Raw genomic sequence first — 16,330 nt, 5'->3', positions numbered from 1 at the left:
CGGGGCGCCTCATATGAACGCCGCTTGCCCGTTTGCCCGACGGGATTAGCCGTTCGCAGATAGCACGCGAAGATTCGCGCCCACGCCTGTTTCCACCAGTTGGCCGTATTCCAGCTTGATATAACGGTCGGCCAGATGGAAATAGCGGTCGTCGTGCGTGATGACGAGCACCGTCTTGCCCTTTGCCTTCAATTCGGGGAGCAGCGTGCGATAGAACACGTCCTTGAATAGCGGGTCTTGGTCGGCGGCCCACTCGTCGAACAGATAGAACGGCCGGTCCTCCAGATAGGCAACCAGCAGCGCAAGGCGCTTTCTCTGCCCTTGCGAAAGGTCCAGCGTGGAAAACGTGCCGTCCTGGATGCGAACCTTGTGATCGAGTTGCAGTTGCCTGAGCAGATCCTGTGCGGTCTGGTCAAGACCATCGAAACGTATCCCCAGCAGGCTGTCGAATAAAAAGAAGTCGCTGAACACCACAGAAAAAAGCTGGCGATAACTGTCACGACTGCCTTCGTCCACACTTGCGCCGTTGACCAGAATCCGACCGGTTTCAGGCGCATAGAGACCCACGATCATCTTCGCAAGCGTAGTCTTGCCGCTGCCATTGCCGCCGATCAGATAGATCAGTTCGCCAGGCCTGAAGCTGAGATCGATCGGCCCGAGCGTGAAAACCTCGTTCTCCTTTTCGCGGAAATAGCGGTGCGTGACGCCCTCAAGCACGATGCGCTCGAAACCTCGCGTGACGGGTGCGTCCATGCCTTTTTCGAGCGGCAGTTCGGCATTCACCTGCTCGATGCGCTCAAGCGCAACGCGTGCCGTGCCAATATTCGGAATCGCCGACAATAGCGATTCGATCGGCATGATCATGTAGAGAAACACCATTGCGTATCCCGACATCACATGCGGATTCACGGGATAGCGCAGCGCGACCACAAACAGCGTGATGCCGATGAAAGCGAACAGAATGAAGCTGCCCCAACTCGCCGCCGCCGCATAGAGCACATAACCGCGTGTGCGCTGCACGCGCACCGCTTCGACGTTGGTGGACAGGGTGTCATCGATGAACGCAGCGCGGCGCGCACGATGCAGCTTGAGTTCCTTGGCGCCGTCGAATAGCGCCCGGAAGTGCCGAACCAGATCGTCCTCGCGCTTGCGCGACGCGCGCAAATGAAAAAGCGCGCGCCCATTGGCAACGCGAAAGCCCGCAGCACCCACGCCGATCGTCACGATGGCGACGAGCAGAATCTGCCAGGACAGCACGCTCAGATAGGCCAGACATCCGATGATGACGGCACTTTGCATCGCCAGCGCGGGCATCCGCACGAACAGCATCACGATCGCATCGAGGTCCTGCGTGAGGACCGCAAGCGAGCGCGACGCGCCCTGCTGCTCCAGATGCCGGAACGAGGCGTCGCCCAGACGGCGGATCGTCTGCATGCGCAGGTTTGCCTTGGCGCGCTGGCCAAGGCTCATGAAGAGCGTTTGCGAAAGCGTGCGCGTGACTAGCACAACCACGCCGAGCACGACGAACTGCGCGCCCAGATGCGCGAGCTGCGTTTTGCTGGCCGACAGCGCCTGATTGATGAGCGCGACGAGGCCCGCGTTGCCAAAACCGCTCACGAGACTCGTTGCAAGCGCAACCAGCAAGGTCAGGCGCGAATGGCGCGCGAGCTTGAAAAGCAAAGACATGAGACTCCTTTGGAGTACGTCATGAACCGGGCCGATCTTGCGCCGGACGCCGGAACATTGTGAGGATCAGATAAAGTCCGCCGAGCAGCGTGGCCATCACGCCAGCCGGCATTTCCTGCGGGAACAACACCCAGCGGCCGAGCCAGTCCGACGCAATCATCAGCGTCGCACCAAACGCGGCAGCCACGTATAGCAAGGGCATCGCGCGGCGAATTCCGAGCATGCGAGCCATGTGCGGCGCCATCAGACCGATGAAGGACAGCGGCCCGATCACGAGCGTGGCGATCGCGCTCATCAGCGCGCCTAGCATCAGGAGGCCCAGACGCGCGCGGCCGATGCGCACACCGAGCCCCACCGAAACCGCATCGCCGAGCGGCAAAATTTCGAGCCAGCGCCGACACAGCGGCACGGCCGCCAGCGCGAGCAGCGCACAGCCGGCCACGAGCGCGGCCATCGTCGGCCCGACGTTGTAGGTCGATCCCGCCAGCAGGTTGTAGAGGACGATGACGCGCGGATCGCCGCTCGACACGGCGATCACGGAGATGGCCTGGAACGCCGCGCTCAACGTCATGCCGGCGAGGATCAGCGTGTCGGGCGAGAACGAGGAGGCGCGCGTAATCAGCACGAGCGCGCCCAGCGTCAGCATCGAACCGCCCGCGCACCAGACCAGAAAGGTCGGCAGGCCTGGGTGGGCGGTCAGGAACAATGCGCCCGTCAGGCCGAGCGCGCCGCCCGCGCATACCCCGAGCAGATCCGGGCTCGCCATCGGATTGCCGGTCATACGCTGCACCAGCGCGCCCGAGAGCGCGAGCAGCACGCCCACGCCCGCCGCCGCCACGACATGCGGCAGGCGCAGGAACAGCAGCGCGAGCGTTTCACGCGCGTCGCCCAGATGCCAGCCTGCGAGACCGCGTCCGAGGGTGAGCGAAACGACCACGACCGTCGCCAGCGACAGCAGGCTCAAGAGCGCGACGACGCGCAAACCCGGCGGCGCAAACAGCATGCTGTGCCGCGAGTCTGCTCGCACGAGATCGGGACGACCGCGCAGGCGACGCAGCATCACCAGCAGAATCGGCGCGCCGATCAGCGTCGTGATGGCGCCGGTAGGGATCATCATGCCGAATCGGGTTGTGCAAAGTTGCGCGACCTGATCGGCGAGCCACAGCAAGGCCGCGCCGGTCAGCGGTGACCAGATCATGCGTCCGCGCAGGCGACGCGCGCCCGCGAGCCGCGCCACCGCTGGCGCCGACAATCCAACAAAGCCAATCACGCCCACCGCGCTCACCACGAAAGCCGCGATGAGCAATGTGATGCCGAGCGTCAGGCTGCGCGTAGCGCGCATCGAGACACCGAGACTCGACGCGACCGTCTCGCCGAGATCGAAGACGGCCAGCGGCCGCCACAACAGCAGCAAGGGCAGCGCGCACGCCGCGAAACGCAGCGACAGTGCTCTCGCCACCTGCCAGTCGTGCTGCGCGAACGAACCGCCACCCCATACCAGCAGACCGCTCAGCAGGTCGTAGTGCGAGATGGCCAACGCGAGACAGAACGCCCCGCCACAGAGGTTCACGATCATGCCCGCGAGGATCAGCGCGAGCGGCGACATGCCGCGCCGCGCGGCCAGCGCGAACACGGCCGCCAGAGACACCGCCCCGCCCGCGAGCGCCACCGCATCACGGCCGTCCACGAGCAGGAACGGGGCGAAAACGGTGGCGAGCGCAAGCGCCAGCCATGCCCCCGAAAAAACGCCGAGCGTCATCGGTTCGGCGAGCGGATTGCGCAACACCTGCTGTGTCGCGGCGCCCGCCAGGCCAAGCGCCGCGCCGCACAGCAGCGTGACGGCCGCGCGTGGCATTTCGCCGTAGTGCACAAGCAGTTGCGCTACATCGGCGTTCGCCGGAGCCACGAGCGCCTGCCACCAGAATGCGGGGGCAAGCTGCGCGTCCAGGCGCAGCACGAACAGCAGGATGGCGAATGCGTATAGCGCGCTAACCGGCCATAGCGGCGTGCGGGGCTTCGGTACGCACAGTGCCGTTCTCGCCACGCTCATGCGGCCTCCGTTGCAGGCAGCGAGGACAACGCATCGACAAGCGCGTGCGCGAAGGATGCGGCGCTCAGGATCCCGCCCTCGGCGGGCGTGTCGGACATACCCGTCATGCGGCCTGGCCGTGCGAACGGCATCGCCTGCCAGACACGGCTCGTCTGCATCATCGACGCTGTCATGGCAGGCAGCGCACCCACATGAACGAGCGTCGCACGATGATCGGCGTCGAGCGCATCGAAGCCGATCATCGCGGAGGACGCACTGTCCGCGCGGCCCCACGCGTTGCGCAACCCCAGTCGTCCCAGCAGTTCACCGAACAGGCTGCGCGCGCCGAACACGCGCAGATGCGATTCGTCGATAAAGCGTGTCAGGTAGATGGGCGCGGCGCTACCGTTCGCGTATGCCGGCAGCGCCGCGAGCCTCGCGCGCGCCGCTGCAATCGCACGCTGCGATTTCAGCACGGCGGCTGCACCCTGTGATTCGCGATCGAACAGATGCGCAAGGCGCATCGTTTCCTCGCAGGCCCCCGTGTACGGCGTGGGGCTGGCCCGAAACTGGCCGAGCGTGACGGTCGGCGCGAGGCGTTCAAGCGCGCCGCGCATCGACGCGTGAGCAGGCGTAATGACAATGAGGTCAGGCTTGAGCGCGAGCATCAGTTCCATATTGGGCTGAAACATCAGGCCCAGATCGACGACCGGATCCGGCACCGGGCAAGCCTTGAAATTGCGGCGAAATCCCACGGTATTCGCCATGCCCACGGGCACGACGCCGATCGCGAGCATCAACTCCGCCAGGCCCCAGTCGAGCACGATCGCGCGGCGCGGCACGGCGTCCCGCGCAAGCGCGCCGGCGCTCATGAAGTCGAGCAACGCGCCGCCCAGCAGGGCGGCGAGCAAGGTCCGGCGTTTCATTGCATCGAACCTGAAAGAAGAACCGGCAGCCTTACCACTGATACTTCGCTCCCGCCGTCAGCAGACGACCCTGCCCCCAGTAGCAGTAGTTCGCGCCGGTACACGAGGCGAAATATTTTCGGTCGAGCAGGTTCGACACGTTCAGCCAGGTGGTCCAGCCCTGCATGGCCGAGAAGCGGCGGCCCAGGTCGTAGCGCAGCGATATATCCACCAGCGTCGCCGAAGACGTCATGAAACTGTTCGCCGTATCGCCATACGAACCGCCGATATACCGCACGCCACCGCCGAACAGCAGGCCCGCGAGCGGCCCGGCCGACACCGTGTAGTCGGCCCACAGCGAAGCCGTATTGCGCGGAATGCCCACCGGCACCTTGCCGAGGATCGCCGAATTGCTTTTGGTGTTGAGCAGGTTGGTGTAGGTATAGCTGCCGATCAGTTGCAGGTTGTTCGACAGGCTCGCGTGACCTTCCACCTCGAAACCCTGCGAGCGGATCTGGCCGGTCAGCACGCTGAAGCCGTTGTGCAGCGGATCAGTGGTCGCGACGTTGTTCTCGGTGAGATGGAACGCCGACACCGTGACGAAGCTGTTATAGCCCCTCGGTTGGAGCTTCACGCCCATTTCGTACTGCTCGGACGTCATCGGTGCGAACGCCGCGCCGCTATAAGTCGTGCCGACCTGCGGCTGGAACGAACGCGAATAGCTGAAATACGGGGCGATGCCGCTGTCGAACTGGTACGTGCCGCCCGCGCGCCACGTGAAGGCGCGGTTGAACTGCGTGGTGGTCGCGCCGGTCTTGTACGAGGTCACATCCTCGTTGGTCCAGTCCTCGCGCAGGCCCAGCAGGAACGACCACTTGCCGATATCGATCTGATCCTGCGCGTAAGCGCCCAGTTGCTTGATCGTCGTGGCGTTCGAGGTCGCAAACATGAAGCCCGGATACGGAATGGTCTGCCCGTAGACTGGATTGCTTTGCGAAAGGCCCGGCGTTGTCGTCAGGTTGCCGTAGAAGTAATGGTCGAACTGCAGGTTCTGATAGTCGATACCCACCGTGACGTTGTGCTTCAACGCGCCCGTGTTGAACTTCGCGTTCAACTGGTTATCGACGGTATTCGAATTCACGCTGCCGTAGTTCAGGTAAGCGCTGCGCGCGAGCGTGTCCGTGCCCGACTTGAAGCCGTCGTTGCCGGCGTACTGGATCGTCTGGGTGTTGCGCATAAAGCGGTAGCTCTGCTTGAACGACCACACGTCGTTGAAGCGGTGCTCAAGCTGATAGCCGATCGACTCCTGGGTCTTGCGGAAGCTGTCCCAGGTGGGCTCGCCCGGATATTCGCTGCGACTCTTCCAGGTGTACGGCACCGAGTTGTAGATGCCCGCTTCGGGATCCGACTGGTAATTCGCGAAGATCGTGAACGTGGTGTCTCGGGTCGGGCGAAACTGGATGGTCGGCGCGATCGAGAAGCGCTGCTGGTTCACGTAATCGGTCTGCGTGCCCGTGTTGAAGCCGTCTGCGGTCAGGCGATAGAGCACCTTGCCGTCCTTGTCGATCGGACCGCTCATGTCGAAGAAGCCCTGGATGCGGCCGTAGCTGCCGGTTTGCAGACCGATCTCATGGTAAGGCGTCGCGGTGGGCATCTTGCTCACGAGATTGACCGTACCGCCAGGCGAGCCCTGGCCATACAGCACCGAGGCCGGACCGTGCAGCAGTTCGATGCGCTCGAACATGTACGGATCGAAACTCGTGACGTTGTAGCCGAATCCCCCATTCGGGCCGGGCGTACGCAAGCCGTTCCAGTATTCGTCGACGAGAAAACCCCGTGCATAGAGATATTCGAGCGAATCGGTATTGGTGCCGCGCTGCTCGGGATTGATGCCCGAGGTGTAGCGCAACGCCTGCGCAACGCTCTGCGCGCCCTGCACGTCCATCTGGTCGCGCGTGACCACCGAGATCGCTTGCGGAACCTTGATGATCGGCGTATCCGATTTGGTGCCGGCTTCACTGCGTTTTGCCACGTAGCCGACCACCGGGCCAGTGGCGGTTTCGGCATCGCGCGCACCCTTCACCACCACGGCCGGCAACTGGTTGGCGGATTGCGTGGCCGCCGCATCGGATGCCGTCAGCGGCGCCGCCGTCTGCGCACTGGCGATCTTCGCCATCGCCAGCGCCACCACCGTCGTGATCGTTCGCACTTTCATTCGCCGCGCTTTGCCCGCACCACAAACTATCCCGTTCGATACCTCGCTGCCCCATCCCCGATTCATCTGCTGCACCCTGTTCAAGTTTATTCAATTTTCCGTACTACAAATACGAATCATTTCGATTGGCATTTGTGATTCGGCAGACGGACGATAGAATACGGTCGAAGCTTTGCCAACGTCCTGTCAATTTGCTACGCGAAACCGGCGAAATTTGACGGTTTCGCGGCATCATTTCCTGAAATTCACAAATGAGCGATATCTGGCACCGCATCGGTGGGACGCAACGGCGGCATCTCAAGCGTCCCGTCATTGCGAAGCGAACCGACTTCGAATCGGGTGACTTCGAAAGCTGGCATTCGCACACGCAACCCCAATTCGTCTACACGACGCATGGCGTGCTGCGCGTCATTACGCCTGACGGCGCGTGGACGCTCGGCCCGTACCGCGGCTTGTGGATCGCGCCGCTCGTCGCGCACGAATTGCAGGCGGTCAGTCCGGTGGAGATGTACACGGTCTATTTCGAAGTCGATGTCGCGCCGCGCAAGGAAGACAGTTGCCATGTGCTGATGATTTCTACCTTGCTGCATGCGCTGGTCAGCGCACTCGCGCTCGACCAGCAGAACGGCTATCCCGAGCGCCGCTCCGCATTGATCGATCCGCTGCTGCTGCAGGAAATGCATGAGGCCCAACTGGCGTCCGAAGGCCTGCTGCCGTTGCCGAAGGACCGCCGCCTGCAACAGATCTGCGGCCATTTGATGGACACGCCCGCGGATAACACACCGCTGAACGACTGGGGGATGCGCGTGGGCGCGAGCGAAAGCACGCTGGAGCGCGCCTTCAAGGACGACACGGGCCTGACTTTTGGGCAATGGCGTCAGCGCCTGCGACTGGTGGAGTCGATCGCGCGGCTGGCGAAAGGCATGGCGGTGTCTGCGATTGCCGCAGAACTCGGCTATCGCAACTCCAGTGCCTTTATCACGATGTTCCGGCGCGCGATGGGAGAAACGCCGCAACGCTTTCTGCGCAACCGTAGCGGGTTCGAACAGGTTGACGCTTCGCCCGTGCGATAGCGCGATGGCCGCTCATAGCGGTCGTTGTGGCGCCCTACAGATAGTGCGACGCTGCAACCATCAACCATATGTACGCGGGCATACTCAGGAAACCGTGAATGCAGATTGCAACGATCGCCGAACCTTGAGTCAGCCTGGCGTGCTGCTTCGCATGGCGCACAAGGCGAGCGCTCCAGATCAGGCCGCATAGCGAAATCGAGCCCGTTATCAAAGCGGTCTTGACCATTGCCGCCATGAATGAGGTGAACGGCAGCGTCTGGAAGCGGGTCTGATACAGGAAAACGATGACTGCAATTTCGAGCAATGAAAGAAGCAGCGACCCGTGCACGATAAAGGCACGCTTTGCCTTGCCGATCCGGTCGCCTGGGCTCCTGGTGTAATTTGCAGAATCGAGCATTGTGCTCGCATCCTCCGTGGACCTTGGATATTCATTATCGCGGCAACCGTTGCGCGCACATCGACTATGCGCTCACTGTTGCCTGCTGACAATTATATAAGTCACCTCGGCGACGCGGCGCCAACCTTTGCGACTTCGTCGCTGTTAGCCTTTTTCCGCACATGACCTCTCATAACGCACGGACCTCGCCATATTTGACGAGGTCCGCCGCGCTACTGATCAAAAGTCCGTTCGAACCGTCAACATGACATTGCGTCTATCGCCAAACTGGGAGAAATAGGTTCCCACTGTTCGCGCGTAGTACCGTCGATCGAACAGGTTGTTCACGGTCATCGTCGCCGACGTGTGTTTGTTGAAGCTATAGCCGATCTGCGCGTTATAGACGGCATATCCGCCTGTCTCATACTGCGCCGTGGCTCTGCTCGTCGCTGTCTGCGCCAGCATGCCGCCACCGATCATCCATCCGCGCAGCATCCCTTGCTGGAAGCGATACGTCGTCCACAGCTTGAACAGGCTATGCGGCTCCTCAGCGTCATAGGACTCACCGGTCGACGTTCCGCCGGACAGATAATCGGTATTCAGCAGCGTGTAGCCCGCATAGATATTCCAGCCCGGCAGCGGCTCACCATTGACTTCCGCTTCCCAACCCTGGCTGCGCACCCGCCCTGCATCGACAGAGTAATTCGGATTATCCGGATCGCTGATCGCATAGTGGTCGTTGTCGATGCGGAAGACGGCCACACTGGCATTCAGGCGATGATGGAGGGCGCTGGTTTTGAAGCCGGCCTCGTATTGCTTACCCGATTGTGGCGCCAGCGCGGCGCCGCTCGACGTCGTGCCAGTCTGCGGCGCAAAGACCGAGGAATAGCTCGCATAGGCGGTCAGTTGCGGAAGAATATCGTAGGTAATGGCAGCGTAGGGAACGAACTTGCCATTGATACGGGACTGGGTGCTCCAGTCGCTGCCTTCCGTGCGGCTGGTTTCCTGATACCAGATACCGCGCGCGCCCAAGGTCACCGCAAGAGGCGCCGTGATCTGAAAACGCGCCTGACCGTATACACCGCCCTGCTGGTAGTGATAGTAGGAGTACGAAGGTACGAGGTCGTCCGGTTTCGGAATATTTTCAGCATCCAGAACGTTCCACGTGCCCAGACTTTCTCCGCCATAACCCTGCACCTTGGTGTTCTGGCTATAGCTTGCACCGAAGGTGAGCGTATGGTCTCTGCCTAAAAGATGCAGTGGCCCGGATACGTTGGTGTCGAATCCCAGCGAGTTATAACCGATCCGATTGACTTCGCCATAATAGGACTGTTCATAGGGATTCGTGCCCGTTGCGCCAAGCGGATAGGCATCCGTGGCGTTGGTGCTTTCGTGCCGATACAACAAACTCGTACTGGACTTCCAGCCATTGTCGAAACGGTGCGCCAGATTCAGACTGACTTCGTCGATCGTATTGCGAGTGTAGTTCCAGCCCGGCGCGAAATTCTGTGTCCACGATGTCGGCAATCTTGCACCGTTGCTCATTCCGCCGACGCCGTAGTCATAATCAGAATCTGCATTGACCTGATGCGCGGCAGAAAGCGCGATCGTAGTACGCGGATCGATGTCATATTCAAGGATGCCGTAAACGCCGAATTCCTTTTTGCGGTAACGATCAATGGACTGGTGTTCGTCCGAGCCAACGATCACGGCACGGCCCCTCAGCGTCCCCTCCTTGTTCAGCGCACCGGTAATGTCGATGCTTTGCCGCACGCCTCCAAAAGAAGACACCTGCGTTTCCGTCGATACATGGAATGTATCCAGCGGACGCTTGCGGACCATATTGACTGTTCCGCCAGGATTGCCAATACCGTCTATGACACCCGCGGGTCCCCGGAATACTTCCACTCGATCATAGAAAGCAAGATCCAGCTGGGGTTGGTACTGAATGCTGTTGAACAGAGAAACGCCGTCGTATTCGATCCCGAGTGGATAGCCCCGCGCGGAGTAATAGGCGGATGTCCCCCAGGAGACGGCCTTGATGCCGGTGGTGTACTGCAACGCATCTTCCAGCGTCACCATGTTCTGATCAGCCATACGCTGGCTCGTTACGACGGATACCGAATTAGCCGTTTCCTGTAGCGACTGCGCCGCCTTTCCCGCGATCGTCGCATTTTTCGCGGCGTAGGAACCCGATCCTTCGGTTGTCGCATCCGCCTCGACGGCGGCATTGACGGATACGGCCGGAAGCACTGCGCCCGCGACGGCCTTGCCATCCGTTCCATTCACTATGGAGGACTCCTGCGCATACACTTTGCCAGACAAAATCAGCGCGGCAGCGAGGGCGACGGAAGTCAGTTCGAATCGTCGCGGCATGCTTGTCAGGCGCCGGGAATCGCTGCGTTTTTTCTGGTTTTTCATTGCGGTTATTCTTATTCGGTTGAATAGTCGTAGCGTGATTGCGTAAATGGCAACCGGTCAGCGTTAAAGCTGACAGGCTGTTTGCTGCGTATAGAAATGCGCAGACACGGGCATTGCCCAACGTGGCTTGCGGATGGCGGACTACGTCACGCCGAGGGCGCACGAATATGCGCAAGCCGTGGAAGACGCATCTGCCGAAGGAGCGTCAGAACGTGACCGATGAACGGCGGGCTGTGGTCGGCGGGCGGACGTCAGGCCATCGGGGTATCGATCCGTACGGGCGCGCTTGACGGCACAACGGCCCTCGCTCGCCCGCAGTCCGCTCGCATCAGATGAAGTTGCAACTCTCACGGTCAGATCGTCCCTTACCCACCCAGTCAACGGCATCAAAGAGACTGAATAATAATCATTCTCATTATTAATCACAAATACATTCGGGCTCCGGCATTGAATAGCTGCCGAAAAACAACAGCTACGTCAGCAAGCAAACTACGTGTTCGGGGGATGACGCAACGGCACTTGCTGGAAGTGTGGTGCTTTCGTTGGCTTAGCCGAGGCGCTGCTGCCGGGCGCGCTGGCGCGCGCACTTCATGCAAAGCACGCGTGATCGCGCCGATTCAACGAGCGCTGCTCACAAGACGTTGCCTTAGTCGCTCAAGTGATTCGGGGACTTTGAAAGCCGTGGTTCGACTGCGCGCCTCACTGCCCGCCTCGCGCCGCACCTACATGTCAGCAGTGCCTAGCGGCCTTCGAACAGCGCAGCGTTCGCGTCATACGCAGCCTGCTGACGCCGGAACGCGTCATCCAGATGCTCGCGCAACGCTTGTTCGGCGGCATCGGGGTCGTGCTTTTCCAGCGCATCCAGCACCCGTTGATGCTGCTTGAGCGTCACATCGGCGACCACAGGATCGCGCACGGTGACATGGCGCACGCGGTCGATCGGCGCGCGCGCGAACTCCACCAATTGCTGCACACGCGGCAGACGCGCCGCCGTGCAGACCGTGGCATGAAATGCGTTATCGCAGGCAATCGCCGCGACGGCGTTGTTGCGTTCGATCGCACGTCTGTGCGCTTCCTGAATGTCGTGGAGCTGTTCGAGTTCGCGCGTCGAGATGATCTCGGCCGCGCGCCGGATACTCGCGATCTCGAGCACCTGACGAATCAGTGCGCTTTCCGCGAACTGCTCGCGCTTCACGGGCGCGACGAAGGTGCCCGATTGAGCCGCAATGCGCACCAGCTCCTCACGCGCCAATTGCAGCAAGGCCTCGCGCACCGGCGTGCGCGAGATACCCAGCGCATCGGCGAGAGCACGCTCGAACACCACATCGTCGGGTTGCAGCGTCATCGTCACGATGGCGTCGCGCAGAAGCTGATAAAGCTGCGTCGACAGCGCCTTCGAGCGGTCCAGCGTGAAATCGGCGGGAAGCAGCCGGGCGACGAATGCCTCCGGCTCGTTACGGTCTTCAGTCATAGATCGGTCTGGATTGCGATGCGCCCCGGCTTCGGAATGAGGGCGCGACGCTCAGTATATTAGTGTCCTAGTCTTTTTACCCTGCCACCGCCCCGCTCACCAGGGTTTTCCCGCGAGACGACGATGCGCGGTTGCCGTCCCGGCGCGAACTCACTATCATCTGCGTACTAATATATTAGTTGACTAGTGCATCGGGCACACACGCGTATCCCCACGCAGGAGACACCATGCAATTCGAAGACACCGCAACCCGGCATGAGGCCGATCCGGCCCGCGCCGTCGCCCATGCTGCCGCACCCACCGCCGTGCGCTGGCGCATTTTCTGGATCCTCTTGCTGCTTTCGTCGATCAACTACATTGACCGCGCCTCGCTGTCGGTCGCGTTGCCGATCATCTCGACCGAATTCAATCTCACGCCCGCGATGGAAGGCGTGTTGCTGAGCGCCTTCTTCTGGACCTATGCGCTGATGCAGATCCCCAGCGGCCTGGTCGTCGATCGCTTCAAGGCGCGCAACATCGTCGGCATGGCGACGATTGCCTGGGGCGCGTGCCAGGCGTTCGCCGCCGGCTGCTTCCACTGGGTGCCGCTGCTGCTCACGCGACTGGGTCTTGGCGTGGCGGAATCACCGATCATGCCCGCCGGCGCCAAGCTGGCCGGTTCGTGGCTGACGCCGTCCGAACGCGGCCGCGGCGCGGCGCTGCTCGATGGCGGTGCGCCGCTCGGCTCGGCGTTCGGCGCAATCATCATCACCGCGCTGATCGCATGGCTGGGTTCGTGGCGCCTCGCCTTCGTGGTGGCGGGCGTGGGCACGGTGGTCGTGGGCGTGCTGGCCTGGTGGTACATCCGCAATCATCCCGCCGAGCATCCGGGCGTGAACAGCGCCGAACTGGCGCACATCGAAGCCGCGCGCCGCAAGCCCAACGCCCAGGCGCCGCGCGAGCGCCTGCCGCTGCGCGCCGTGCTGGCCGACCGCTCCGTGCTCTGCATGTTCGCGAGCTGGGCCTGCTACAACAGCGTGTTCTACGGCCTGATGACGTGGATGCCCAGCTATCTGCACAAGGCGCACGGTTTCGACCTCAAGCAGATGGGCGGCGCAACCTTCGTGATCTTCATGTGCGGCTTTATCGGCGAACTGTTCGGCGGCTGGCTCGCCGACACATGGCGCGCGGCAGGCGGCGAAGCCAATCGCGTGATGAAGTCGATGTTCGGCTTCGCGGGCCTGGCTTCCGCCGCGGCCATTCTCGCCGTGAGCTATGCAAGCGGCCTCGTGAGCGTGGTCGTGCTGCTGTCGATCGCCCTCTTCTTCATTCGCTGGTGCGGCATGTTCTGGGGCGTGCCCGCCACGCTCGGCGGCCAGTCGCGTGCTGGCCTGCTTGCCGGCGCGATGAACTTCTCCGGCAACATCGTCGGCGTGGTGGTGCCCATCCTGATCGGCGTCATCGTGCAAACGACCGGCACGTATTTTCTTGCGCTGATGTTCTTCGTCGTCGCCGCGTTCGGACTCGCCGTGTGCGCCAGTCTGATCGACTATCGCGATCGCGGCCTCGACTGAACTCGCCTCTTCTTTCCGGTACGAACTCATGCAATCCACTACCACTGCTGAACTGATACGCGGCGCAGCCGACAGCCAACGGCGCGCGCGCGCAATCCGGCTGCATCCGGCCGACGACGTGGTCGTCGCGCTCGAACAACTGATCGGCGGCATGCCGATCGAAGGCGAAAATGTCATTGCCAGCGGCCTGATCCCTCCGGGCCACAAGGTGGCAACGCGTGCGATCGCTACGGGTGCGCCGGTGCACCGCTACGGCCAGATCATCGGCTTCGCGCGCCAGCCAATCGCAGCGGGCGAGCATGTGCATACGCACAATCTCGACATGGGCGAGTTCTCCCGCGACTACGCGTTCGGTCAGGGCGCCCGCGCCACCGACTACGTGCCGGAATCGCAGCGCGCGACCTTCGAAGGCATCGTGCGTGCGGACGACCGCGTAGCGACGCGAAATTACATCGGCATCCTGACTTCTGTGAATTGCTCGGCGACGGTGGCGCGCGCCATCGCCGATCATTTCCGCCGCGATATTCACCCCGAAGCGCTCGCCGACTATCCGAACGTAGACGGCGTGGTTGCACTCACGCATGGCGTGGGCTGCGCCGTCGATACGGAAGGCGAAGCGCTCGCGCTCCTGCAGCGCACGCTGGGCGGCTACGCATGCCACGCGAATTTCGCTAGCGTGCTCGTGATCGGATTGGGCTGCGAGACCAACCAGATTCCGCGTCTGCTCGAAACACAAGGGCTCAAGGAGCATGCTGGACTGCGCACCTTCACGATCCAGGATACCGGAGGCACGGCGAAAACCATCGCCAAAGGCATCGACATCGTCAAGTCGATGCTCGCCGACGCCAACGCGGTGCGCCGCCAGCCGGTCAGCGCGAGTCATCTGAGCGTGGGCCTGCAATGCGGCGGCTCGGACGGCTATTCGGGCATCACGGCGAATCCGGTGCTGGGCGCGGCGGTGGATCGCCTCGTGCGCCACGGCGGCACGGCCATCCTTTCGGAAACGCCTGAAATTTACGGCGCAGAACATCTGCTGACGCGCCGTGCGGTGACGCGCGAAGTCGGCGAAAAGCTCGTCGCGCGCATTCGCTGGTGGGAAGACTATTGCGCGCGCCACAACGCCGCCATGAACAATAACCCCTCCGCCGGTAACAAGGCGGGCGGACTCACGACCGTGCTGGAAAAGTCGCTGGGCGGCATTGCGAAGGCTGGTAGCACCAATCTCGTCGAAGTCTATGAATACGCGCAGCCCGTTGTGGCGAAGGGTCTCGTGTTCATGGATACGCCGGGCTACGACCCGATTTCGGCAACAGGGCAGGTGGCGGGCGGTGCGAATCTCATCTGCTTCACCACGGGACGCGGTTCCGCTTACGGCTGCGCGCCCACACCCTCGCTCAAGCTCGCGACCAATAGCGCGCTCTGGAAACGGCAATCCGACGACATGGACCTGAACTGCGGCGGCGTCGTGGATGGCGACGACGACATCGACACGCTGGGCGAAGCGCTGTTCCGCATGATGCTCGATACCGCCTCTGGCAAGCGCACGCGCAGCGAACTGCACGGTTACGGCCAGAACGAATTCGTGCCGTGGCAGATTGGCGCGATTACCTGATACGCGGCACACATCGCATTCCTAAAGAACATTCAAGGACATTCCGTTCCATGGCAACGCAAGCATTTACCACGCCTTATCGCGGCGTCTTCCCGGTCATGCCGACCATCTTCACCGACAGCGGCGAACTCGATCTGGCAGGCCAGCGCCGCTGCACAGACTTCATGATCGACGCGGGCTCGAACGGTCTGTGTATTCTCGCGAACTTCTCCGAGCAGTTTTCGCTCACCGACGCCGAGCGCGACACCGTTATGCGCACTGTGCTCGACCAGGTCGCCGGACGTGTGCCGGTGATCGTCACGACGTCGCATTTCAGCGCGCGAATCTGCGCCGAACGCAGCCGCGCCGCGCAGGACGCAGGCGCCGCGATGGTCATGGTGATGCCGCCGTATCACGGCGCCACGCTGCGCGCGAGCGAAGCAGCCATCTACGCGTTTTTCCGCGATGTTTCGGACGCGATCACGATTCCCGTGATGATCCAGGACGCGCCGATGAGCGGCACCGCGCTGTCGGTCCCGTTTCTCGCGCGCATGGCGCATGAACTGGCCAATATCAGCTACTTCAAGATCGAAGTACCGCAGGCAGCGGCGAAGCTGCGCGAACTGATCGCCGTGGGCGGCGACGCCATCATCGGTCCGTGGGACGGTGAAGAAGCCATCACCCTGATCGCCGATCTCGAAGCCGGCGCGACCGGCGCGATGACCGGCGGCGGTTATCCCGACGGCATTCGCCGCATCGTCGATGCCTGGGCGGCTGGCCGCACCGAAGAAGCGGAGCAGGAATATCAGCGCTGGCTGCCGCTCATCAATCACGAGAACCGCCAGGGCGGCATCGCAACGGCGAAGGCGCTGATGAAGGCCGGCGGCGTGATTGGCTCGGACGCCGTGCGCGCCCCGCTGCCCGGCATCGCCGAAGCTACGCGCGCGAGCCTGCTGCGCATCGCGAAGCGCCTCGATCCGCTCGTGCTGCGCTGGGGCCGCTGAACGCGC

Annotated in this window: 11 protein-coding genes; 4 read left to right on the top strand and 7 right to left on the bottom strand. The window is 62.4% G+C overall.

The annotated features are described in order from the left end of the window. Positions 1-45 precede the first annotated feature (45 nt). The 4 genes from F3J17_RS01930 to F3J17_RS01915 are packed head-to-tail and all read right to left on the bottom strand — an operon-like array spanning position 46 to position 6,835. Entirely contained in the window at positions 46-1,686 is a 1,641-nt protein-coding gene (locus F3J17_RS01930) for a cyclic peptide export ABC transporter (RefSeq protein ID WP_167053253.1), read from the bottom strand. A 19-nt stretch (positions 1,687-1,705) separates the two neighbouring features. Further along, entirely contained in the window at positions 1,706-3,736 is a 2,031-nt protein-coding gene (gene fhuB / locus F3J17_RS01925; protein ID WP_167053251.1) for a Fe(3+)-hydroxamate ABC transporter permease FhuB, read from the bottom strand. Beyond that, positions 3,733-4,641 carry an ABC transporter substrate-binding protein gene (locus F3J17_RS01920; RefSeq protein ID WP_167053249.1) on the bottom strand — a complete coding sequence of 303 codons (909 nt, stop codon included), beginning with the start codon at positions 4,639-4,641 and terminating at the stop codon, positions 3,733-3,735. Before F3J17_RS01920 ends, fhuB begins: the two co-directional genes overlap by 4 nt. A 31-nt stretch (positions 4,642-4,672) precedes the next feature. After that, positions 4,673-6,835 carry a TonB-dependent siderophore receptor gene (locus F3J17_RS01915; RefSeq protein WP_167053247.1) on the bottom strand — a complete coding sequence of 721 codons (2,163 nt, stop codon included), beginning with the start codon at positions 6,833-6,835 and terminating at the stop codon, positions 4,673-4,675. Between the two features lie 251 nt (positions 6,836-7,086). Between F3J17_RS01915 and F3J17_RS01910 the strand changes: the two genes are divergently transcribed. Next, positions 7,087-7,908 (top strand): helix-turn-helix transcriptional regulator, encoded by an 822-nt coding sequence (locus F3J17_RS01910; protein ID WP_167053245.1) that lies wholly within the window; start codon positions 7,087-7,089, stop codon positions 7,906-7,908. 34 nt (positions 7,909-7,942) lie between these two features. Here F3J17_RS01910 and F3J17_RS01905 read toward each other — a convergent pair whose 3' ends face one another. The 3 genes from F3J17_RS01905 to F3J17_RS01895 all read right to left on the bottom strand — a co-directional run bounded on the left by F3J17_RS01905 (position 7,943) and on the right by F3J17_RS01895 (position 12,176). After that, on the bottom strand, positions 7,943-8,305 hold the full coding sequence (locus tag F3J17_RS01905) for a hypothetical protein (protein ID WP_167053243.1): 363 nt from the start codon (positions 8,303-8,305) through the stop codon (positions 7,943-7,945). Between the two features lie 219 nt (positions 8,306-8,524). Beyond that, positions 8,525-10,705 carry a TonB-dependent siderophore receptor gene (locus F3J17_RS01900; RefSeq protein WP_167053241.1) on the bottom strand — a complete coding sequence of 727 codons (2,181 nt, stop codon included), beginning with the start codon at positions 10,703-10,705 and terminating at the stop codon, positions 8,525-8,527. Positions 10,706-11,444: 739 nt separating this feature from the next. Next, complete coding sequence (locus F3J17_RS01895) at positions 11,445-12,176, bottom strand: GntR family transcriptional regulator (RefSeq protein WP_167053239.1); 732 nt, start codon at positions 12,174-12,176, stop codon at positions 11,445-11,447. Positions 12,177-12,403: 227 nt separating this feature from the next. Between F3J17_RS01895 and F3J17_RS01890 the strand changes: the two genes are divergently transcribed. From F3J17_RS01890 to F3J17_RS01880, 3 genes are read left to right on the top strand one after another with little or no spacing between them, the layout of a single operon-like run. After that, positions 12,404-13,729 carry an MFS transporter gene (locus tag F3J17_RS01890; RefSeq protein WP_167053238.1) on the top strand — a complete coding sequence of 442 codons (1,326 nt, stop codon included), beginning with the start codon at positions 12,404-12,406 and terminating at the stop codon, positions 13,727-13,729. Between the two features lie 28 nt (positions 13,730-13,757). Next, positions 13,758-15,341: an altronate dehydratase family protein gene (locus tag F3J17_RS01885; RefSeq protein WP_167053236.1), complete on the top strand. Its 1,584-nt coding sequence runs from the start codon at positions 13,758-13,760 to the stop codon at positions 15,339-15,341. Positions 15,342-15,391: 50 nt separating this feature from the next. Further along, on the top strand, positions 15,392-16,324 hold the full coding sequence (locus tag F3J17_RS01880; RefSeq protein ID WP_167053234.1) for a dihydrodipicolinate synthase family protein: 933 nt from the start codon (positions 15,392-15,394) through the stop codon (positions 16,322-16,324). Positions 16,325-16,330: the final 6 nt, after the last annotated feature.

This window comes from Burkholderia sp. Ax-1719 (assembly GCF_011753055.1).
Taxonomy (GTDB): Bacteria; Pseudomonadota; Gammaproteobacteria; order Burkholderiales; family Burkholderiaceae; genus Paraburkholderia.
Note: the sequence above shows the minus strand (reverse complement) of the source record. Positions and strands in the feature narration are given on the sequence as shown.